The organism is Halovulum sp. GXIMD14794 (assembly GCF_054457455.1).
Genome location: NZ_JBTLNF010000005.1, coordinates 398489 through 417976, shown reverse-complemented (window position 1 = coordinate 417976; position 19488 = coordinate 398489). Strand labels below are relative to the sequence as shown.

The window sequence follows — 19488 nt, the reverse complement described above, 5'->3', positions numbered from 1 at the left end:
GTAGGTCGCACAGGACGATCAGCGTCCGGTGCACCATTTAGGTCAGTATCGACACACGTCCGAACCCATCAAGCGCCTGGCTGATACCGCTGCAGAGATGGTCGCCCACCAGACGGGCAGGCGTGGACGGAATGAACGAGGTCATGGCGTTGGCCTCATGGACGCAACGGAAACGAACCCCGGCTGCCGGGGGGGAGCGGTCCTCCCGGGCCGCCCATCGAGTCCAAGTCGCCCCAGCCGCGCCGGTGTCGCGCTCACTCCAACGCGTTCTTGTAGATCACGCCGTCCTTCATGATGACGTCGAAGTTCTGCTCGGGATCGCCCACCAGGTCGAGGTTCTCCAGCGGGTTGCCGTCGACGAGGATCAGGTCGGCGTAGGCGCCTTCCTCGATCACGCCAAGCGGGCCGAGCGGGTAGGGCGTCAGCTTCTCTCCGAGTTTCAGCAACTCGGCGTTATCGCAGGTCGCCATCTTGAGTGCCTCGTACGGGGTGAACCAACGCTGCAGCTTTGCAAGCTGCGCGCCCTGCCGCGCGGCCAGATCGGCGCTGAAGAGCGTATCGGTCCCGAAAGCGATCTTCACCCCCAGTTCCTTCGCAGTGCGATAGACGAAATCGGTGCCGTCGGTGACGAACTTGTACTTCGCCTGTTGAAACGTGTTCAGGGTCGGGGCGTCCTCGTCGTCGAGGAAGGGCTGCATACTGAGCCAGACATCGTTTTCGACGAAGCGTTGCAGCGTCTCGCGCGTCGACATGTGCCCGTGCTCGATGCTTTTGACGCCTGCGTCGATGGAATGGTTCACCGCCTCGTCATTGATCGCGTGGGTCATGACGTAGGTGCCCCAGTTCTCCGCCGCCTCAACCGCCGCTTCCAGCTCCGCAAGCGTGAATTGCTTGGTGTGGATCGGGTCGTAGGACGAGGTTACGCCGCCACCGGCCATCAGCTTGATCTGGGTCGCGCCCTGCATCAGGTTCTCGCGCACGCGCTTGAGAACGACCGGGATCCCGTCCGCTATGTAGAACATGTCAGAGGATTCCATGGGATGCAGCTTGTCTGGCGTAGCAGGCACATCCTTGGTCTGGCGAAAATCCTGATGGCCGGCGGTCTGCGAGATGCCGGGACCGGCCGGGAATACCCTAGGGCCTTCGATGATCCCCTCATTGGTCGCACGGGCGATGTCGAACATCGGACCGCCGGCGTCGCGCACTGTGGTGAACCCGCGGTAGAGCGTGTCGCGCTGTGCGACCGAGGCCTGAAGGTTCCAGTAGCCCTCATTGGTTGCGGCGAGTTGGGCAATTGTTGCGGTCGCAAAAACGCCATGCCAATGCGCGTCGATCAGGCCGGGCATGAGTACGCGCCCGTTGGCGTCGATCACGGTGGCGAACTCTGGCGGTTCGAGATCTGGCCCGATACGCGAGATCAGTTGGCCCGCGATGAAGACGTCCTGACCTTCCAAGAGGTCGGGAGAGCACCCGGTGAACACGCTCGCGCCCCGGATCAGGACGGCATTCGGCGCGGTCTCCGCCCCACTGTCCTGAGCGATGGCCGCACTGCTGGCCAAGGCCGCCGCCGTAGAGAAGAGACAGGTCAGGATGCGCATGAAGTCCTCCGGTTGGTTAGGTCTCTGTCGGTGTTCCGTTGCAAAAGCGCCAAGGTTCAGTTTCGGCGCAGAGCATCACATGTTCCGGCGACAGGCGGCCGCCCGCCATGCAGCTGACCTCACGCCACCGATTGTCAGGTATTCCCCCACTTGGACGATACCGCATTCGAAGACTGAAACAACCGTGTTGCACTCGCTCACTCTGGTGATCCGCGGTCGAGTGCCCCGTCCTCGAAGCTCTTGGTGCAGAAGCCCGTGGCCCGAACGCGAGCGATACCGGCCATTCTGCACGGCTGGAAGGCCCCGGCAGAGGTCGTCCGGCGGAAGAAGATCGAAGAGGCGGGCCGTGCCCTCAACTCAACGGACAATAGGAGTTGCGGTTCAGGCAGCGCTCACAGACCGTCACCGGGCGCGTGCTCGGTGGGTAAGACGTGAAAACGCCCCGCATCATGGGAACGTTGCGCGGTCGTACGGGCGGTATGGGAATGCAGCGAGGGACCGCCGGACGCGCAAGGCCAGGCTGCGCGACCGACTTCTCAAGGAGCCCGGTTTTCAGTCCGAGCCGAGCTTGGGCCTGATCGGATTCTTCTGCAAACAGTGGGGGATGTGGCGGAGAGACAGGCGGCCACCTAGCCTTGTTTTTGTGGGGATATTCGTTACGCGCTGTCTGCAACCCCTTGATTCATTGCATCTCTCTGCATCACCCCGTATCATAACCCGAAACTGTATATCAAGCGTTTTGATGGGACGGATGTTTGAATGCCGAAATTGGCGGAGGAATTAAGCGCTTTGGAAATAAGGCGTTTGGAGGCACCAGGGCTGCACGCGGCGGGCGGTGTCACGGGCCTTTATCTACGCATATCCAAGACCGGGGCGAAATCCTGGATCTTGCGGGCGACCATCGGGGGCAAGCGGACTGACATTGGCCTAGGCGGGTATCCGACCGTTACGCTTGCTCAGGCGCGCGAGAGGGGGCGCGAGGCGCACGACCAGATCCGGCAGGGGATCAACCCCATAGACCAGCGTAAGGCGGCTAGGGCGGCTCTTATCGCGGCTCAGGCGAAGGCAATGACCTTCGAGGAAGCGATGGGTAAGTATCTCGCCCAGAAAACGGCGGAGTTCAAAAACCCGAAACACGCCGCACAATGGCAATCGACGCTCGCCACCTATGCCTGCCCGGTTCTGGGCAAGATGGAAGTTTCGGAAATCGAGTTGCCGCACATCGTGAAGGCGCTTGAGCCGATTTGGCTAACCAAGACGGAAACCGCGTCTCGGGTCCGGGGCCGCATTGAGGCGGTTCTAGCGTGGGCGACTGTCTCGGGCTTCCGTGAAGGCGACAACCCGGCGCGCTGGCGGGGCAATCTGGACGCGGTGTTGCCGAAGCCTTCCAAGGTCGCGAAGGAAAAGCATCACGCTGCGCTGCCGATTGACGATATGCCGGAGTTCATGGCGGCGCTTGCCAAGCGAGAAGGCATGGCAGCGCGGGCGCTTGAGTTCCTGATTTTGACAGCGGCGCGCTCTGGCGAGGTCAGGGGCGCGAAGCCTGACGAGATCCAAGGCGATGTTTGGATTGTGCCTGCCGAACGGATGAAGGCGGGCAAGGAACATCGCGTGCCGCTGTCACCGGCGGCGCTGGCCGTTCTGGAGAAACTGCCGAAGGGCAGCACCTACCTATTCCCGGCTCCGCGCGGCGGGATGCTGTCAGATATGAGCATTAGCGCGGTATGTCGGCGCATGAAGGTTGAGGCCGTGCCGCACGGGTTCCGCAGCACGTTCCGCGACTGGATCGGGGAGCGGACGGAGTACCCGAACGAGGTGGCCGAGAAGGCGCTGGCGCACACGATCCGCAACAAGAGCGAAGCGGCTTACCGGCGCGAGGATATGTTAGATAGGCGGCGACCGCTCATGAACGAGTGGGCGGCGTTCTGCGGGGGGCTGTCGTGAAGCTTAAGCTTGATGGATATGACTGGCAGTCGGCACTAGTGCGAGTGGCGAAGGAGAAGAACGATTTCACGGGAATCGTCGAGTTGCTTCGCGATCATGACGAAACCGTTTCCTCTGAGGTCCGCGAACTAGTTGCCAGCAAGCTAGACGGCTCTTTCAAGGCACAGCGTGGCCGTCGAAAAATCCTACGAATGCCGCGAGAGCGATTGCAGGCTGTGATTTGCTACGACTGGCTACTTATCGTCGAAAATTGGCCGAGCGATGCAGCCAAAATGGAAGTCGCGCGGATATTCTTAAGCAGCTCGGCAAAAGATCCCATGCGCGAAATTTCCCGATGGCTGAAACAGCATGCCGAAAGCTTGCAGGGCCTACATGGTGGAAGCGCGGCAACCTGTATGGCTCTGGGTATCCATCAGATTCGCTTTCGCTTCCTAGCTGAGCAGTATGCGTTGGGCGAAGTCACTCTAGAAGACCTAAAAGAGAGTAGACCCGCGCAACTGAAATAAATTCGCGGCATTTATTGTCATGCGGATATAGTGGAAAGGTTCCGTTTTTTGCTCTTACTAGTGCAGCACCGATCAACAGCTAAAACGGTGCTTCACGATGGCGAAGAGGCTTATTTCAATCGAGCAGATGGCCGAGAAAATCGGTTGCTCGCACCCGACTGTCTGGCGGCGCGTTCAAGACGGCACGCTGCCGAAGCCGATCAAGATCGGCCACCTTACCCGCTGGGATGAGGAACAGGTAGACGAACGCTTCGCGGCGATGGCCGAGGGCGGGGAGGCTGCCTAATGACCTACATGCAAACGCCGGGGCCTGTCGGCACCCGGCGAATTGATAAGACGTTTGGCGGCGTCGAGCAGAAATATAACACCGGCTCCAAAGAGGAACAACCGAAGCCCAACCCGTACCTGTGCGAGGATCACAAGCGCGCAACGCGGATGTTCGGGTATAGCCTGCCCCTTCTGAACGAGCCGCACAGCAGGCACGCGCTTGCCGTGGTGTGGTCTGTCAGGCTGACCCGCCTGGAGCGCGGAGGCGTGGCGCTGGCGGCGCTCAACGCCTGCGACCCGGAAGACGCTCTAGCGATCATCAAGGCGGCATACCGCGCGCTGTGCGGGAAGGGGGAAGCATGACCTTCCACCCTCAAATAATGCCGTCTCGTTCGATGAAGGCGCAATCTCTGTCCCGTCGCCTCAAGGGCTTCGATGAGATCCAGCCGGTGACGGACTGCCTTTACCTTCTGAAAGGTTGGCTGATGCGCGGCGGCTCGTCCGTGGTCTATGGCGCGTCAAACGTGGGCAAGACCGTCTTTGCCCTGGACCTAAGCCTGCACATAGCGGGCCGGTTGGGGTGGCACGGGCACCGCGTGGACGGCGGGCCGGTGATGTATCTTGCCGCTGAGGGCGGGAACGGGATCAATAACCGTATCGAGGCCAATCGGCGCTATAAGCCGGATCTTGCGCTAGCGGTCCAGTCTTTCGGCGGCTTCCACCTTTTGGCATCGCATATCGACCTGTGCGGCGACGATGACGCTACAGCGATAGCGGAACTGTGCGAGGACCATTGCCCGGAACCGGCGCTTATCGTGATCGACACGCTCGCCCGGTCTATGGGCAGCGGCGACGAGAACACCGCGAAGGATATGGGCCAGGTAGTCCGCAACGCTGACCGCATCCGCTACAGAACGGGCGCGCATGTGATGTTCATTCACCATTCGGGGAAGGACGCCACAAAGGGCGCTAGGGGCAGCAACAGCTTGCGGGCCGCTGTGGACACCGAAATAGAGCTGTCCCGCTCTGGCGATGTGGTGACGGCTGAGGCGACCAAGCAGCGCGATATGGCGACCGGCGCGGCCTTCTCGTTCAACATTCGGGGTGTGAAGGTAGGCGATGACCAGGACGGCGAACCGGTGTTCGCTGCGGTGCTGGAACAGACGGATGCGCAGCCCCGTAAGCCCATAGTGCAGGGGCAGCCCAAGGTGGCGCTACAGGCGCTATCAAGCGCGCTGGCCAAGCATGGGAAGCCGGGAAATGACCCGGTTAACCTGCCGTCCTGCCCGGTGGTGAGCATGGCTGACTGGCGCACCGAATGCGACCTGCAATGCCTCTCAGACAGTGACGACCCAGAGGCCAAGCGCAAGGCATTCCATAGGGCGCGGGGCAAGCTGCAAGAGAAGGGCCTAGTGCGCGTCTATGGCGACTACGCATGGCCTACGCACAGTGAACGGGACAAGCCGGGACAAGGTGGGACATGTCCCGATGTGTCCCAACGGGCATGAGGTGGGACAGACAGGGACAACCCCCTATAGGGGTGTCCCGTGTCCCGCTGCCCCCAGAGCAGAGGATATGAGGCAATGAGCGATATGCCGGATTGGCTGCTGAGAGAGATGGCAGCGTATGAACCGCACCTAGTCGAGGTGGACACGCCAGGGCTGCGGATAATGTCGGCGCTGATAACGCTGATACTGGCCGACCGTGTGGGCAAGCAGGTCATAGCGGACGAGTTGTGCAGGTCAGCGCGGGCGCTGATGGGCGAGAACAGCACGCAGTAGGGGCACAACATCTAGTATTTGCAGCAGTCGTGGGCGTTGGGGAGAGGGGCCGCTACGCGGAGCGGGGGTCTTTCCTTCGCACTCACAGGATACCGGCAAAACTAGATATTGTGGGTGAACATAGGTGAACAAAACATGGCTAAAAGCAGTACATTAGCGATACGGTTTCTGCAAAGCCTGAGCGTGCCAACCGGCAAAAATGCCGGGAAACCGCTCAAATTGGCCCCATTTCAGAAACAATTTGTCCGGGGCGCGCTTGATGATGGCGTGGAAGTCGCGGTTTTGTCGGTCGGGCGCGGCAACGGCAAGTCTGCCCTGTCGGCGGGCCTTGCTCTGGGTGCGCTTCTCGGCGTGTGGGATGACCAGCCACGGCGGGAAGTCCTGCTAGCGGCGCGTAACCGGGAACAGGCGCGGGTTGCCTGGAACTACGTCGCGGATCTGAGCAAGTCCCTACCGGACGAGGTACGGGCGCGGCTGACCTTCCGTGAGAACCCCCGACTAGAAATAGAGCTAGAGGGCGGGCACATGCTCCGCGCCATTCCGGCGGATGGTAAGTCGGTTCTCGGCACGTCTCCGACGCTGGCGCTACTTGATGAGCGCGGGCATTGGGAACCGTCCAAGGGCGATGAACTTGAAGGCGCGATTTTGTCGGGTCTGGTGAAGCGCGGCGGGCGGGCGTTGATCGTCTCGACCAGTGCCCCCGATGACACACATTCGTTTTCCCAGTGGATCGACCAGCCCCCGCCGGGAACCTACGTGCAAGAGCATCGACCTGCGCCCGGTCTACCGGCTGACGACCGGGAAAGCCTGCTGGAAGCCAACCCCGGCTGTAACTACGGCATTGGGGCCACCCTGGAGCGGCTGGAATCGGCGGCACGGCAGGCCATTGCGCGCGGCGGGCACGCTCTGAGCAGCTACCGGCTATTCAACAGGAACGAGAGGATTGCCCCGGAAACGCAAAACCGGCTGCTAGAGATTGACGAATGGCGGGCCTGCGAAACCGAGGATCTACCCGACCGGGCGGGGCCTTTGGTTATCGGTATCGACATGGGCGGCTCGTCTTCCATGAGCGGTGCGGCGTTCTACTGGCCGGAAGTCGGCAGGCTGGAAACGCTCGGCACGTTCCCGAGCAATCCGCCGCTGTTGCAGCGGGGCCAGAATGACGCGGTGAAAGACCGCTATGTGCAGATGCACCAGCGCGGGGAACTGAGCACGATTGGCAACCTTACGGTGCCGGTCGCGCCCTGGCTGGTGGAAGTCCTGCGGCAAGTCGAGGGCGAGGATATCGTTTGCCTGATAGCCGACCGGTACAAACAGGCCGAAGTCGGGGAAGGTATCGAGCGGGCGGGCATTCGCTGCCCTGTCGTGTGGCGCGGGACCGGCTGGCGCGATGGCGGGGAAGATGTAGAGCGGTTCCGGCGGGCCTGCTTTGAGGGCAAGGTTAGGCATGCCCCGTCGCTGCTGATGCGTTCGGCTATCTCCGACGCGATTTGCCTTACCGACCCTGCCAATAACCTGAAACTGGCAAAGGCGCGTTCCCTGGGCCGTATCGACGCTGTGCAGGCTGCGGTTATCGCGGTTGCCGAGGGCGTTCGGCGCACGGCGCGACCGGTTAAGCCAGCGCGGAGGCCGGTATGGGTCTAGTACGCGATTATTTCCGGCATAGCGCCAAGGTCTGCGGGTCCAAGCGGTGGAAGGGGCTGCGCTGGCAGATCCTTCGGCGTGATGGCTTCCAATGCGTGAAGTGTTCGGCCCGTGGTCGGCTGGAGGTCGATCATATCAAGCCGGTGCGGGATGCCCCGGAACTGTCTTACGAGCCGACCAACTTACAAACGCTCTGCAAGCCCTGCCATTCGGCTAAGACGCGGGAAGAATTAGGGCTTTCGAGTCACACGCCGGAGCAAAAGGCATGGGCCGCGTTCGTGGGTGAACTTGAGAACAAGTAGCGAACATGTTATATTATAACACATCGCGATTGAACGCCCGAAAAGGGTGACTCTAGAGGAAAAGAGCAGTGCTTGATTCAGTGAAAATTCAGCGTCGGCAATCTGAGATCCGCCAGGAACTGGCCGCGCTTGTGGGCAAAGATGCCCCGTCCGAAGACGAAACCCGGAGCATCGAGACTCTGGACAAGGAATTCCGGACCAATGAAACCCGCTACCGCGCGGCGCTCATTGCCGAAGACCACGAACGCCGGGAAGCTGGCGAGGAACTTGAAACCCGTTCGGGCAGCGAATGGCGCGACCTGATCGGCCAATTTGAAATGCGCCAAGTCGCGCTTGCCCTGGACGAGGGCGCACAGCTTACCGGCGCGACTGCCGAGGTTGTTTCGGAACTGCGCAGTGCTGGCGGCTATAGGGGCCTACCAGTACCCTATGAAAGTCTCGAGGTTCGCGCGGGCGAAACCGTTGCCAGCGGCACCCCTGACCCTATCCAAACCCGCCCGATCATTGACCGGATCTTTGCGCAATCGGCTGCGGCTCGCATGGGCGCTCAGATGCTCAATATTGGCTCAGGTGAGGTTGAGTATCCGGTAACGACTTCGAGCGTTACGGCGGGATGGCAGGCGACCGAAACCGGCAACGTTGCGGGACCGACCGCCTACACCACGACCGACCGACCGCTTGCCCCGGACCATACCCTGGGCGTGCAAATGAAGATCACGCGCAAGACCCTGAAACAGTCGGGTTCGGCGCTGGAACAGGCTGTGCGCCGCGACATGAACGGCTGTATTGCCGAGGCAATGGACGCTGCCGTGTTCCAAGGTTCCGGCTCCAGCGGTGAGCCTACCGGTATCTTCACCGGGGCGTCGGCTTGGGGGATTACCGAAACGGCTGTGAACGCTGCCCCGACCTGGGCCGTATTCCGCGCCGCTGTTCGTCGGTTCATGGACGCAAACGCGATCAACTCGCCTAGCGCCGTGAAACTGCTTATCCGCCCGGTTGTCTGGGATGACATGGACGATGCGCTGTTTGACTCCGGCTCGGGCCTGACCGAATGGGACCGGCTGGTTAAGCACATTCCGGCGGGCAACATCGCGGTGTCGCCTAACGCCCTGGCTGCGGCTACCGGCTCGCCTGCCGTTACGAATGCCCTGCTGACGGCGACCGTCAACGGCGTGCCCCCGATCTTCGTGGGCACCTGGGGCGCTATCGACCTGATCCGCGATCCGTATTCGGACGCTCAGTCAGGCGGGCTGCGGCTGACCGCCAATGCGACGATGGACGTCACCATCTCGCGTGCCGCACAGCTTGAAGTCCTGACCGATATTGAGTGATGGACCGGCTTCAACATGGCGGGCTTCTGAGCAGTAGCTTGGAGGTCCGCGCCGCTGGCAACGGCTCGCGCACCATCAAGGGCAAGTTCCCTTATGGCAAGCGGGCCGTCATGCATTCCGGCGGCAATGGCAGGCGACCACAGAAAGAGGAATTCGCACCGCGTGCTTTTGAGTTCGCGGTGAACGATCCGAAGCGGGAAATTCACCTTCTCGTCGGGCATTCCTATGACCAGCCGCTAGCGTCCAGACGCGCGGGCACCCTGACGCTGCGCGATACGGACGAGGCGCTGTTCTTCGATGCCGAGATTACCCCGGAGATCCAGCAAACGACATTCTGGACCAACTTCTGGGCGGCCTACACGTCCAATCTGATGCTCGGGCTTAGTCCTGGCTTTCGGGTTGCCCCGCCGGAGGTCGCACCCGATGCCGAGGAAACCGAGGAAGAAGACCCGGAAGAAGGCAACGCGCTTATCCGCGTCATTCGTCACGCGGTGCTTTTTGAACTGAGCCTAGTGACCCGCCCGGCATACGAGGAAACCGAAGTGGAGGCGCGCTCTGCGTTCGCGGCCTTCGAGGGTAACGGATTTGCGCACCTGCGGCGCTGGAGGGTCTGACATGGCGGTTATCGTGGTTGAGAGTGAGGGCACCCCTGCGGCCTATCCTGCTGCCCCTGGCGGTCTGTCTGCGGCTGCGCAGGCGCTTGATGCGGCGATGATCTGGCAACGGCTGGAAAGCTGGATTGCGTATAGGTGGGGCACGCGTAGCGTTACCTACATTGTCGAGGGTCCGGGCGAGTTTGTGCCCCGTCTTAGCCCGGTCACGTTCTCGGCAATCGAGTGCTGGAATGGCGAAGCCTATGAGGCTGTAACGCTGGAGGCTACGCCGCGCGGCGGCTACCAGCTCAAGACCTTCGGCCCGTACAAGTTCACCGGCACCGCTGGCGAGGGTAGCAGCCCCTTGGAAGTTCCTGCGAGCGTCGAGGAAGCATTCATTCGATACGCTGAATATGTAGCGGGCCGGTCTGGCGATACTCCGGGCGCACGGTCGGAAAGCGTTAGCGTCGGGGCGGTTAGCACCAGTTTCACGCGGGATGCGGCATTCATGGCGAAGGCGCTGCATTGGTCCGGGGCTGCTGATCTTCTCAGATGCTATCGGAGGGCTTCGTAATGTTCGGATGGCTGTTTGGCCGAAAGGCTGACGAGGTGGAAACCCGTTCCAGCGGCACCGGCTACACCGCGCAAATCATGGGCGCGCGTGAGGCGTACATAGCGGGCCGTTCCGGTATCGCAGAACTGACCGCGACCGCCCAAACTTGTGTAAGCCTCTACGAGGCCGGTCTAGCTATGGCCGATGTAGAGGGCACCGATCTGCTTGACCGGGCGTCCCTGGCGCTTGTGGGGCGCTCTCTGGCGCTTCGTGGCGAGGCGGTGTTTCTGATCGGGGATCGGCTCATTCCGGTGAGCGATTGGGATCTGTCCACCCGTGACGGCAAGCCCCGCGCTTACCGGCTATCCATTCCCGAGGTGGGCGGGGGCCGGTCCAGAACCGCGCTAGCTGCCGAGGTGCTACACGTTCGCATTGGGGCCGATGTAGCCGCGCCCTGGTACGGGCAAGCCCCGCTGCGGCGGGCAAGCCTCACGGCGGGCACCTTGAATGCTGTGGAAACGGCTCTGGGCGAGGTCTTCGAGAATGCCCCCATTGGGTCTATGGTCCTGCCGTTCCCTGAAACGCCGGAAACCGACCTGGAAGAAATCGGGCGCGGGTTCCGGGGCCGCAGGGGCCGTGTGATGCTGCGTGAGAGCGTCCAGGTTCAAGCGGCGGGCGGGCCTGCCCCTGCACAGGATTGGCGACCGTCGCACGTCACGCCGGATCTGCAAAAGGCGATGACGACCGAAACCCTAGAGGCTTCGCGGAATGCGATTGCTGCGGCCTTCGGCGTCCTGCCTGCGCTGCTGAATGCCAGCACGACCGGACCCCTTGTCAGGGAAGCGCAACGGCACTTGGCGCAATGGCAATTGCAGCCGATGGCGGCGCTACTGGCAGAGGAAGCGACCGCGAAGCTAGGAACACCGGTTTCGGTTGACGTGATGCGCCCGACACAGGCGTACGATCAGGGGGCGCGCTCTCGGGCACTTACGGCGATTGTTCAAGCCATGAGCCAAGCGAAGGAAGCGGGCCTAGAACCGGCGCAGCTTCAACAGGCGTTCGGGCTGGTTGACTGGAAGGAATAGGGCAGGTTGCGCCCGGCTGAACTTATGTTCGCCAAGCCAATGCAACCCCGTTAGCCGGTGAGTGGGTAAACCCCGGCGAAACACAGTGACCCACGGGAACCGGGTTAGGTGTGTTCTTCCTCTTGGATATGACTAGGGCCGGTGGCGGGATGCTACCGGCCCCTTTTATTTCCCGCCTAGACGGTAAACCTCAATCGCGGGCGGCGCAGGGCCGTTCTGAGCGGTGGCGCTCAATCTCGCGGCTTATGTAGTCTTCAATCTCCATCTGCGGCTGACCCGCCTTTATCTTCGCGACCACCTGCATAAACAGGTTCTCGGCAAAGGGCTGATCCTCGGCGGGGATATGGGCGAAGGCGCAGGCGATACGGTCGGCGGCGTTCATTGCTTGCCCTCCAGAGCATCCGCTAGCGCGCCGGTCTTCTCTTTCAGCACCATGAGCAAGGCGGTTATGTCGTGGCCGTCGTTATCCGCCTGTAGGGCCGTCTCGCACAGCGAATGAATCGTCACCGCGTCGTGGTGGGCGGGGCTGTCGGTGGAGTCGCCAACTTGGCGACTGCTCTTTTCCGCTTCATCAAGGGCGGCTTCGTGCTGGCCTAGCAGCTTCACCAGCGCGGCAGAAATCCCGACTATGGAATCACGTTGCTCGCGCGTTCCGCCTTCGGTGGCGACTTCCGTGCTTGCCTCATAGGCGGCCTGGGCGAGGCAAACCAATTGCGAGGCGTCTTCTGCGAGGGTCGAAAAATTAGCGGCCATTTCAAGCGTTCTCCAACTGTGGGGACAGATGGTGGCGCGCTAGCGAAAATCCCGGTAAGATACTGATTTTAAAGGATAAGTGGCGGAGAGACAGGGATTCGAACCCTGGGTGGGGTCGCCCCCACAACGGTTTTCGAGACCGCCCCGTTCGACCACTCCGGCACCTCTCCGCATACAGGCTGGCTGGTCTGTGGGCGGGTGTTTATTTATGCCGACGGGTGGGTGCAAGGGGAAAATTCGGCTGATATTCCTCAGCGGTGCGGCTGACGGTCGAAACGGTCTTGGGGCGAGGGGGGCGAAGCGCCCGATTGCCCATGATTTATGGTTGACTTCGCAAGGTTCCGCGCTCATAAGGCGGCTTCCCATTCCCCGGCCATTCGTGCCGGGGCCAACTTTTGTGCGGGTTCGGCCCGTGCACGCAGACCGAGGCGCGGCCCACAAAGGGCGCACAAACACCGCAAGGTGGCCGCAGGTCGCGGGAGACGAAGGAAGACGACGCAATGTTTGCGGTACTCAAGACTGGTGGCAAGCAGTACAAGGTTGCCAAGGACGACCTGTTCTCGATCGAGAAGCTGAACGCTCAGCCCGGCGAGACGGTGCAGTTTAACGATATTCTGATGCTGGGCGGCGACAAGGTCACCGTCGGTGCGCCGTTCATCACTGGCGCGGCCGTGCAGGCCGAGGTCGTGGACCAGTTCCGCGGCCCGAAGACGATTTCCTACAAGAAGCGTCGCCGCAAGCACTCGTCGCAGCGCCGGAAGGGCCACCGCCAGTCGCTGACGCTGATCCGCGTCACCGACATCCTGGCTTCGGGTGGCGACAAGACCGGTGTGCGCGCCGCTGACGCTGCCGCCGCCGCGGTGAGCGAGGCTCCGGCCAAGGCTGCGAAGCCCGCCGCGAAGAAGGCTGCTCCCGAAGCTGAAGCCCCCAAAGCTGAAGCACCGAAGGCCGATGCGCCGGCCGCGGGCAGCAAGCCTGCGAACCTGCTGACCGAAGCCAAGGGCAAGGCCGACGATCTGAAGAAGATCGGCGGCGTGGGTCCGAAGCTCGAGAAGCTGCTGAACGACAACGGCGTGTTCCACTTCTGGCAGATCGCCGAATGGACCCCCGAGGAAGTCGCTCACATGGACGACCTGCTGTCGTTCAAGGGCCGCATCGACCGTGATGACTGGATCGGCCAGGCGAAACAGTTCGCCGCCGAGACCGAGTGACGCGACGACGAGTTAAGGAGACCGACAGATGGCACACAAAAAAGCAGGCGGTTCGTCCCGCAACGGTCGCGACAGCGCCGGCCGTCGCCTTGGCGTCAAGAAATACGGTGGCCAGGAAGTCATTCCCGGCAACATCATCGTGCGCCAGCGCGGCACCAAGTGGTACCCGGGGCAGAACGTCGGCATGGGCCGTGACCACACGATTTTCGCGACGTCCGAAGGCCGCGTGACCTTCCACAAGGGCCTCAAGGGCCGCACCTTCATTTCGGTGCTGCCAGCCGCCGAAGCGGCCGAGTAGACCGATCCCCTGACGCGAATGCGAAGGCCCGGTCGAACCATCGGCCGGGCCTTTCTTGACTCTGGGATGGGCCCGGCGTCCTGCTGAGACAGGAAGACGCGGTATAGCAAGCTCGTGGAGCCCATGCGCCATGACTGATTTCAAACGGGCCCCCTGGACGGGCCATTCCGATGACCGCGGTGACGCGGGTGCCCAGCCGGTTCTGACCACCGAGCGGCTGGTGCTGCGCCCCCTGCGCCGCGCCGATGCCGGGCTGATCGCGCTCTACACGAGCGACGAGCGTCTGGCGCGGATGACCATGAACATTCCCCACCCGCTGCCCCCCGGCCGCACCGAGGCATTCATCGAGCGCGTGCTTTCGGGCGAGCGCGGGGAGACCGTCTGGGCGATCGAGCACAACGGCTCGGTCGCGGACGGGCTGATCGGCGTGGTGGCGCTCAAGGACGACGGCCGCATCGGCTACTGGGTCGGCGTACCCTTCTGGTCCACCGGCTTCGCGACCGAGGCGGTGCAGACCGTCTGCGGCTATGCCATCGGCCAGGGCCGCGTGCCCCTCTCTGCCGAGGTCTTCCAGGACAACGCCGCCTCGGCCAAGGTTCTGACCAAGACCGGCTTCGCCTACGTGGGCGAAGGACGGCGCTATTGCACCGCCCGCCAGTCAGAGGTCGACACTTGGCGCTACTCGCTGGCGCATGAAACCTGGGCGCAGGGCGCCTGAACTCTAAGGAGCGGACATGAAATTCCTGGATCTCGCAAAGGTCTACGTCCGCTCGGGTGCGGGCGGCAACGGCTCGGTCAGCTTCCGGCGCGAGAAGTATATTGAGTACGGCGGCCCCGACGGCGGTGATGGCGGCAAGGGCGGCGACGTCTGGGCCGAGGCGGTGCAGGGGCTCAACACGCTCATCGACTACCGCTACCAGCAGCACTTCTTCGCCAAGAACGGCAAGGGCGGCGCAGGCCAGCAGCGTACCGGCAAGGGCGGCGACGATATCGTGCTGAAAGTGCCCGTCGGCACCGAGATCCTCGACGAGGACCAGGAGACGCTGATCGCCGACCTCGACACCGAGGGGCAGCGTGTCTGCATCGCCCGCGGCGGCAATGGCGGCTTCGGCAACCTGCACTTCAAGACCGCGACCAACCAGGCCCCCCGCCGCGCCAACCCGGGGCAGGAGGGCGTCGAACGCACGATCTGGCTGCGTCTGAAACTGATCGCCGACGTCGGCCTTCTGGGCCTGCCCAACGCGGGCAAGTCGACCTTCCTCGCCGCGACCTCGAACGCGCGTCCCAAGATCGCCGACTATCCGTTCACCACGCTGCACCCGAACCTCGGCGTCGTGGGCGTCGACAACACCGAATTCGTCGTTGCCGACATCCCCGGCCTGATCGAGGGCGCGCACGAGGGCAAGGGTATCGGCGATCGCTTCCTCGGCCATGTCGAGCGCTGCGCCGCGCTGCTGCATCTCGTCGACGGCACGTCCGAGACCGTGGCCGACGACTACCGCACGGTCATCAATGAACTGGAAGCCTACGGCGGCCACCTCGCCGACAAGCCCCGGATCACCGTGCTGAACAAGACTGACGCGCTGGAGCCCGAGACCCTGGCCGAGCGCAAGGCCGAACTGGAAGAGGCCGCCGGAACGAAGGTGCTCACCATGTCCGGCGTCAGCCGCGACGGCGTGACCGAAGTGTTGCGCGCGCTGCGGCCCCTTGTCGACGCCAACCGCGCGCCTGAACCCGAGGAAGAGCCCGAGGACCAGACATGGACACCCTGACCGCGACCGCGCCGGACCCCTCGCGCATGCTGGGGCAGGCGCGCCGGGTCGTGGTCAAGATCGGGTCCGCGCTGCTGGTCGACCAGGCCTCCGGCGCGCTGCGGCGTGACTGGCTGGAGGGGCTGGCTGCCGATGTCGCCATGCTGAAGGGGCAGGGGGCCGAGGTGGTGCTGGTCAGCTCCGGCTCGATCGCGCTGGGGCGGCGCATCCTGCGGCTGGACCCCACGTCCGACCGTCTGGACGAGGCGCAGGCCGCCGCGTCCGTGGGCCAAATCAAGCTGGCGCAATCCTATTCCGAGGTGCTCGCCACTCACGGCATCACCGCCGCGCAGGTGCTGGTGACGCTCGAGGACAGCGAGCAGCGCCGCCGCTACCTCAACACCCGCGCGACGCTGCGCACGCTCCTGGACCTCGGCACAGTGCCCATCGTCAATGAAAACGACACCGTTGCGACCGACGAGATCCGCTATGGCGACAATGACCGGCTGGCCGCGCAGATCGCCTCGCTGGCCGGGGCCGATGTGCTGGTGCTGCTGTCGGACGTCGACGGGCTCTACACCGCCAACCCGCGCGAGGATGCCAGCGCCCAGCACCTGCCGCTGGTCGAGCATCTGACGCCCAAGATCCGCGCGATGGCGGGCGGCACCGGGACCGCCGGGGCCAAGGGCGGGATGAAGACCAAGCTGATGGCCGCCGACATCGCCATGCGCGCGGGCTGCGCCATGGCGATCACGCTGGGCAATCTCGACCGCCCGCTGTCCGCGCTGGCGAATGGCGCGCGCGCGACATGGTTCCACGGTGCGACCGACCCGACGGCCGCGCGCAAGCGCTGGATTTCGGCGATGAAACCGCGCGGGCGGATCACCATCGATGCGGGCGCGGTGCGCGCGCTGCACGCGGGCAAGTCGCTGCTGCCGATCGGCGTGACCGAGGTCACGGGCCGGTTCGGGCGCGGCGATCCGGTAGAAATCGCCGGTCCCGAGGGCGAGGTGCTCTGCCTCGGTCTCGCCGGCTACGACGCAACGGACGCGCAGGCCATCCGCGGCTTGCAGTCCGGGCAGATCGCGGAAAAACTGGGCTATCCGGGCCGGGTGGCCCTGATCCACCGCGATGACATGGCAATCTGAACCAACCGAGGACATTCCGATGGACGGAGCCGAGATCGACATCCACGCCATGATGCAACAGCTGGGCCAGAACGCCCGCGCTGCCGCGCAGGTGCTGGCCTCGACGCCGCCAGAGGTGAAGAAAAAGGCGCTGACCGCCGCCGCCGACGCGGTGCTGGCCAGCACCGACCGGATCATCGCGGCGAACGCGAAGGATCTCGAGTTCGGTCGCGCCAAGGGCCTGTCGGATGCGATGATGGACCGGCTGACGCTGACCCCGGATCGGGTGAAGGCGATTGCCGACGGCCTGCGCACCGTCGCGGCCCAGCCCGACCCGGTGGGCCGGGTGCTGGCGGAATGGGATCGACCCTCGGGCCTGCACATCCGCCGCGTGGCGACGCCGCTCGGCGTGATCGGCGTGATCTACGAAAGCCGCCCCAACGTGACGGCGGATGCGGGCGGGCTGTGCCTGAAGGCCGGGAACGCCGCGATCCTGCGCGGCGGCTCGGAAAGCCTGAACAGCTCCACGGCGATCCATGAATGCCTGGTCGAGGGCCTGCGCGCCGCCGGTCTGCCCGAGGCCTCGATCCAGCTTGTCCCGACCCGCGACCGCGCCGCTGTGGGCGAGATGCTGACGATGACCGACTATATCGACGTGGTCGTGCCGCGCGGCGGCAAGGGTCTTGTCGGGCGCGTGCAGGCCGACGCGCGCGTGCCGGTCTTCGCGCATCTCGAGGGCATCGTGCACATCTATGTCGATGTGGACGCCGACCCCGAAAAGGTCGCCCGCGTGGTGCTGAACGCCAAAACCCGCCGCACCGGGATCTGCGGCGCTGCCGAATGCCTGCTGTTCCACCGCGACTATCCGCAGACCGAGGCCGTGCTGAAGATGCTGCTGGACGCAGGTGTCGAAGTGCGGGCAGGCGAGGGGCTTCAGGTCGCGGGCACCGTTCCGGCGGCGCAGGACGACTGGGGCCGCGAGTACCTCGACAGCATCATAGCAGCGCGGAACGTCGATGGCGTCGAGCAGGCGATGGAGCACATCCGCACCTACGGCTCGGGCCACACCGATTGCATCCTGACCGAGAACGACGCGACCGCCGAGCGCTTCTTCGCCGGTCTCGACAGTGCGATCCTGATGCGCAACGCCTCGACCCAGTTCGCCGACGGGGGCGAGTTCGGCATGGGCGCCGAGATCGGTATCGCCACCGGCAAGATTCACGCCCGAGGCCCGGTCGGCGCCGAGCAGCTGACCAGCTTCAAGTATCTGGTCGAAGGCGACGGCACGGTGCGCCCGTAAGCGGCGAAAGGTCCGCGCGGCGCTCGCCCTCCGGGCTGGCGCTGCGCCCCCGAATGGGGCGTTTACGAAGTTTTAGGATTCCGTTTCCAAGTAATATCAGGGGCTTAAAGGGGTTTTCACGATGAAACCCCCTATTTTCACGCTGCAAACGCGGCGCGTCTACAGGTCCCGGCTGTACATCACCACATGCTGCGCCCGCATCCCCAGCGCCTTGTAGAGCGCGTTCCCCTCGACATTCTCGGGCTCGGTCGCCAGCCAGATCTCGGCGCAGCCCTCCTGCCGCGCCAGCTGAGCTGCCCGCTCGGCCAGGGCGGTGCCGATCCCCTGCCGCCGGGTCTCGGACGAGACGCCCAGTTCCTCGATGAACAGGTTCGGCCCCTTTTCGGGATGCCGATGCACCACGGCCTTGAGCTGCCCGACCACGGTGCCCCTCAGCACCGCGACAAGCAGGTGTTGCGCCGGGTCGTCGATATACGCGTCCAGATGTTCGGGAGAGATCGGAGCGTCGAAGACCTCTTCGGCCAGATGCTCCAGCAGCGCCATGTTGCGCCGGTCGATGCGCGTGATCCGCAGCAGGCCCGGATCGGCGGTCTTCATGAAGAAACGCCCCGCGCAGGGCAGGGCGTTTTCTGATGCATCGGTCCGATCAGCCGCGCCAGGTGCGAACCGGGCCGCAATCCATGTGCACGAAGTTCGACCGGCCGTACTTGCCGACGCCGCCCGCGTTGCAGGCCTCGGCGGCTTTTGCCATCTGGTGGATCGAGCGCGACGACAGTTTCAGATCCGCCGCCATTCCCTTCATGTGGTAGGAGTTCTGCGCCACCCCGCGGCTGCGGCTGCGGAGCATCCCGTTGGTCGCCGGGCTGCGGTAGCCGGACACGACGTGATACGCCTCGTCCGTATCCATCAGCCGCAGGGTCGCGGCCATGATGTCGATGTTGCGCCGGTCGTACTGGATCACCTCGTTCTGGCGCCAGTCGCGCATGAACCAGCTGATTTCGGAGACCGCTTCGGGGATATACTGGCCCTCGATCCAGTAGATGGTGTCGACCGCCTCGCCGGTGCGGGTGCTCCGCAGCCGGATTCGACGTACATCGCCTGCGCCACGCAAGAAGCCCGCGGCGTTGCCATAGACAGGAGCGGCACAAACGGCGGTTCCGGCGAAGATGCCCGCAAGCACGTTCCGCCGACTCAGATTCGTTTTCTGGTTTTTCATTTGCCTGCTTCGTCCGTTATCGGTTCTATCTCTTTTCGGTCCTGCCAGTTTTCTGGCTAATGACCGATGAAGGTTCGCCTCACGGCATGTATACTTCATTTTCCAGCGATTGGCCCGAACTTTTTTCTTCCAGGTTCGAACGTCCTCGCGTTCGCGTGAGCGGAACATGCCAGCCGCTCGCGCGTTATCCAAGCCACTGTTCCCGATCATGCGGGGGCATGGGCAACT

23 protein-coding genes and 1 tRNA gene are annotated in these 19488 nt (G+C 63.6%); 18 read left to right on the top strand and 6 right to left on the bottom strand.

Annotated elements, in window-relative coordinates:
* Positions 1 to 254: 254 nt before the first annotated feature.
* Complete coding sequence (locus tag ACW9UR_RS13815) at positions 255 to 1598, bottom strand: metal-dependent hydrolase family protein (protein WP_458917578.1); 1344 nt, start codon at positions 1596 to 1598, stop codon at positions 255 to 257.
* 759 nt (positions 1599 to 2357) lie between these two features.
* Between ACW9UR_RS13815 and ACW9UR_RS13810 the strand changes: the two genes are divergently transcribed.
* From ACW9UR_RS13810 to ACW9UR_RS13755, 12 genes are all read left to right on the top strand, one after another.
* Positions 2358 to 3542 carry a tyrosine-type recombinase/integrase gene (locus ACW9UR_RS13810; RefSeq protein WP_458917577.1) on the top strand — a complete coding sequence of 395 codons (1185 nt, stop codon included), beginning with the start codon at positions 2358 to 2360 and terminating at the stop codon, positions 3540 to 3542.
* On the top strand, positions 3539 to 4048 hold the full coding sequence (locus tag ACW9UR_RS13805) for a hypothetical protein (RefSeq protein ID WP_458917576.1): 510 nt from the start codon (positions 3539 to 3541) through the stop codon (positions 4046 to 4048). The genes ACW9UR_RS13810 and ACW9UR_RS13805 overlap by 4 nt, the downstream gene beginning before the upstream one ends.
* Positions 4049 to 4145: 97 nt before the next feature.
* Positions 4146 to 4334, top strand: a complete 189-nt coding sequence (locus tag ACW9UR_RS13800; protein WP_458917575.1) for a helix-turn-helix transcriptional regulator — start codon at positions 4146 to 4148, stop codon at positions 4332 to 4334.
* Entirely contained in the window at positions 4334 to 4678 is a 345-nt protein-coding gene (locus ACW9UR_RS13795) for a hypothetical protein (RefSeq protein ID WP_458917574.1), read from the top strand. Before ACW9UR_RS13800 ends, ACW9UR_RS13795 begins: the two co-directional genes overlap by 1 nt.
* Positions 4675 to 5823: an AAA family ATPase gene (locus ACW9UR_RS13790; protein WP_458917573.1), complete on the top strand. Its 1149-nt coding sequence runs from the start codon at positions 4675 to 4677 to the stop codon at positions 5821 to 5823. The genes ACW9UR_RS13795 and ACW9UR_RS13790 overlap by 4 nt, the downstream gene beginning before the upstream one ends.
* Positions 5824 to 5898: 75 nt before the next feature.
* Positions 5899 to 6096, top strand: a complete 198-nt coding sequence (locus ACW9UR_RS13785; RefSeq protein ID WP_458917572.1) for a hypothetical protein — start codon at positions 5899 to 5901, stop codon at positions 6094 to 6096.
* 135 nt (positions 6097 to 6231) lie between these two features.
* Positions 6232 to 7740, top strand: a complete 1509-nt coding sequence (locus ACW9UR_RS13780) for a terminase large subunit domain-containing protein (RefSeq protein ID WP_458917571.1) — start codon at positions 6232 to 6234, stop codon at positions 7738 to 7740.
* A complete protein-coding gene (locus tag ACW9UR_RS13775; RefSeq protein WP_458917570.1) occupies positions 7731 to 8042 on the top strand; it encodes an HNH endonuclease in 312 nt (103 codons plus the stop codon). Before ACW9UR_RS13780 ends, ACW9UR_RS13775 begins: the two co-directional genes overlap by 10 nt.
* A gap of 68 nt (positions 8043 to 8110) precedes the next feature.
* On the top strand, positions 8111 to 9373 hold the full coding sequence (locus ACW9UR_RS13770) for a phage major capsid protein (RefSeq protein WP_458917569.1): 1263 nt from the start codon (positions 8111 to 8113) through the stop codon (positions 9371 to 9373).
* Positions 9373 to 9987, top strand: a complete 615-nt coding sequence (locus ACW9UR_RS13765) for an HK97 family phage prohead protease (protein ID WP_458917568.1) — start codon at positions 9373 to 9375, stop codon at positions 9985 to 9987. The genes ACW9UR_RS13770 and ACW9UR_RS13765 overlap by 1 nt, the downstream gene beginning before the upstream one ends.
* Position 9988: 1 nt before the next feature.
* Positions 9989 to 10540 (top strand): hypothetical protein, encoded by a 552-nt coding sequence (locus tag ACW9UR_RS13760; protein WP_458917567.1) that lies wholly within the window; start codon positions 9989 to 9991, stop codon positions 10538 to 10540.
* Positions 10540 to 11604, top strand: a complete 1065-nt coding sequence (locus ACW9UR_RS13755; RefSeq protein ID WP_458917566.1) for a phage portal protein — start codon at positions 10540 to 10542, stop codon at positions 11602 to 11604. Before ACW9UR_RS13760 ends, ACW9UR_RS13755 begins: the two co-directional genes overlap by 1 nt.
* A 190-nt stretch (positions 11605 to 11794) precedes the next feature.
* Here the strand turns inward: ACW9UR_RS13755 and ACW9UR_RS13750 are convergent, their stop codons facing one another.
* The 3 genes from ACW9UR_RS13750 to ACW9UR_RS13740 form a co-directional block, all read right to left on the bottom strand.
* Positions 11795 to 11986, bottom strand: a complete 192-nt coding sequence (locus ACW9UR_RS13750; protein ID WP_458917565.1) for a hypothetical protein — start codon at positions 11984 to 11986, stop codon at positions 11795 to 11797.
* Positions 11983 to 12357 (bottom strand): hypothetical protein, encoded by a 375-nt coding sequence (locus ACW9UR_RS13745; protein WP_458917564.1) that lies wholly within the window; start codon positions 12355 to 12357, stop codon positions 11983 to 11985. Before ACW9UR_RS13745 ends, ACW9UR_RS13750 begins: the two co-directional genes overlap by 4 nt.
* Before the next feature lie 80 nt (positions 12358 to 12437).
* Positions 12438 to 12527 (bottom strand) — tRNA-Ser (locus ACW9UR_RS13740).
* Positions 12528 to 12857: 330 nt separating this feature from the next.
* On the opposite strand from ACW9UR_RS13740, the gene ACW9UR_RS13735 reads away from it, so the two are divergent.
* From ACW9UR_RS13735 to ACW9UR_RS13710, 6 genes are all read left to right on the top strand, one after another.
* Positions 12858 to 13568, top strand: a complete 711-nt coding sequence (locus ACW9UR_RS13735; protein ID WP_458917563.1) for a 50S ribosomal protein L21 — start codon at positions 12858 to 12860, stop codon at positions 13566 to 13568.
* Positions 13569 to 13596: 28 nt separating this feature from the next.
* Positions 13597 to 13866, top strand: coding sequence for a 50S ribosomal protein L27 (gene rpmA / locus ACW9UR_RS13730; RefSeq protein WP_458917562.1), 270 nt, complete (start codon positions 13597 to 13599; stop codon positions 13864 to 13866).
* A gap of 130 nt (positions 13867 to 13996) precedes the next feature.
* Positions 13997 to 14584, top strand: a complete 588-nt coding sequence (locus ACW9UR_RS13725; protein ID WP_458917561.1) for a GNAT family N-acetyltransferase — start codon at positions 13997 to 13999, stop codon at positions 14582 to 14584.
* A gap of 16 nt (positions 14585 to 14600) precedes the next feature.
* Entirely contained in the window at positions 14601 to 15638 is a 1038-nt protein-coding gene (obgE, locus tag ACW9UR_RS13720) for a GTPase ObgE (RefSeq protein ID WP_458917560.1), read from the top strand.
* Positions 15626 to 16765 carry a glutamate 5-kinase gene (gene proB / locus ACW9UR_RS13715; protein ID WP_458917559.1) on the top strand — a complete coding sequence of 380 codons (1140 nt, stop codon included), beginning with the start codon at positions 15626 to 15628 and terminating at the stop codon, positions 16763 to 16765. Before obgE ends, proB begins: the two co-directional genes overlap by 13 nt.
* Positions 16766 to 16784: 19 nt before the next feature.
* A complete protein-coding gene (locus tag ACW9UR_RS13710; RefSeq protein WP_458917558.1) occupies positions 16785 to 18044 on the top strand; it encodes a glutamate-5-semialdehyde dehydrogenase in 1260 nt (419 codons plus the stop codon).
* Positions 18045 to 18203: 159 nt separating this feature from the next.
* On the opposite strand, the gene ACW9UR_RS13705 is transcribed toward ACW9UR_RS13710, so the two are convergent.
* A complete protein-coding gene (locus tag ACW9UR_RS13705) occupies positions 18204 to 18641 on the bottom strand; it encodes a GNAT family N-acetyltransferase (protein ID WP_458917557.1) in 438 nt (145 codons plus the stop codon).
* Between the two features lie 49 nt (positions 18642 to 18690).
* A complete protein-coding gene (locus ACW9UR_RS13700; RefSeq protein ID WP_458917556.1) occupies positions 18691 to 19260 on the bottom strand; it encodes a YcbK family protein in 570 nt (189 codons plus the stop codon).
* Positions 19261 to 19488 lie beyond the last annotated feature (228 nt).

Coding starts and splice junctions, on each gene's coding strand:
- ACW9UR_RS13815 (WP_458917578.1), bottom strand. CDS start 1,598: ATGCGCATCCTGACCTGTCTCTTCTCTACGGCGGCGGCCTTGGCCAGC.
- ACW9UR_RS13810 (WP_458917577.1), top strand. CDS start 2,358: ATGCCGAAATTGGCGGAGGAATTAAGCGCTTTGGAAATAAGGCGTTTG.
- ACW9UR_RS13800 (WP_458917575.1), top strand. CDS start 4,146: ATGGCGAAGAGGCTTATTTCAATCGAGCAGATGGCCGAGAAAATCGGT.
- ACW9UR_RS13795 (WP_458917574.1), top strand. CDS start 4,334: ATGACCTACATGCAAACGCCGGGGCCTGTCGGCACCCGGCGAATTGAT.
- ACW9UR_RS13790 (WP_458917573.1), top strand. CDS start 4,675: ATGACCTTCCACCCTCAAATAATGCCGTCTCGTTCGATGAAGGCGCAA.
- ACW9UR_RS13785 (WP_458917572.1), top strand. CDS start 5,899: ATGAGCGATATGCCGGATTGGCTGCTGAGAGAGATGGCAGCGTATGAA.
- ACW9UR_RS13780 (WP_458917571.1), top strand. CDS start 6,232: ATGGCTAAAAGCAGTACATTAGCGATACGGTTTCTGCAAAGCCTGAGC.
- ACW9UR_RS13775 (WP_458917570.1), top strand. CDS start 7,731: ATGGGTCTAGTACGCGATTATTTCCGGCATAGCGCCAAGGTCTGCGGG.
- ACW9UR_RS13765 (WP_458917568.1), top strand. CDS start 9,373: ATGGACCGGCTTCAACATGGCGGGCTTCTGAGCAGTAGCTTGGAGGTC.
- ACW9UR_RS13760 (WP_458917567.1), top strand. CDS start 9,989: ATGGCGGTTATCGTGGTTGAGAGTGAGGGCACCCCTGCGGCCTATCCT.
- ACW9UR_RS13755 (WP_458917566.1), top strand. CDS start 10,540: ATGTTCGGATGGCTGTTTGGCCGAAAGGCTGACGAGGTGGAAACCCGT.
- ACW9UR_RS13750 (WP_458917565.1), bottom strand. CDS start 11,986: ATGAACGCCGCCGACCGTATCGCCTGCGCCTTCGCCCATATCCCCGCC.
- ACW9UR_RS13745 (WP_458917564.1), bottom strand. CDS start 12,357: ATGGCCGCTAATTTTTCGACCCTCGCAGAAGACGCCTCGCAATTGGTT.
- ACW9UR_RS13735 (WP_458917563.1), top strand. CDS start 12,858: ATGTTTGCGGTACTCAAGACTGGTGGCAAGCAGTACAAGGTTGCCAAG.
- rpmA (WP_458917562.1), top strand. CDS start 13,597: ATGGCACACAAAAAAGCAGGCGGTTCGTCCCGCAACGGTCGCGACAGC.
- ACW9UR_RS13725 (WP_458917561.1), top strand. CDS start 13,997: ATGACTGATTTCAAACGGGCCCCCTGGACGGGCCATTCCGATGACCGC.
- obgE (WP_458917560.1), top strand. CDS start 14,601: ATGAAATTCCTGGATCTCGCAAAGGTCTACGTCCGCTCGGGTGCGGGC.
- proB (WP_458917559.1), top strand. CDS start 15,626: ATGGACACCCTGACCGCGACCGCGCCGGACCCCTCGCGCATGCTGGGG.
- ACW9UR_RS13710 (WP_458917558.1), top strand. CDS start 16,785: ATGGACGGAGCCGAGATCGACATCCACGCCATGATGCAACAGCTGGGC.
- ACW9UR_RS13705 (WP_458917557.1), bottom strand. CDS start 18,641: ATGAAGACCGCCGATCCGGGCCTGCTGCGGATCACGCGCATCGACCGG.
- ACW9UR_RS13700 (WP_458917556.1), bottom strand. CDS start 19,260: ATGAAAAACCAGAAAACGAATCTGAGTCGGCGGAACGTGCTTGCGGGC.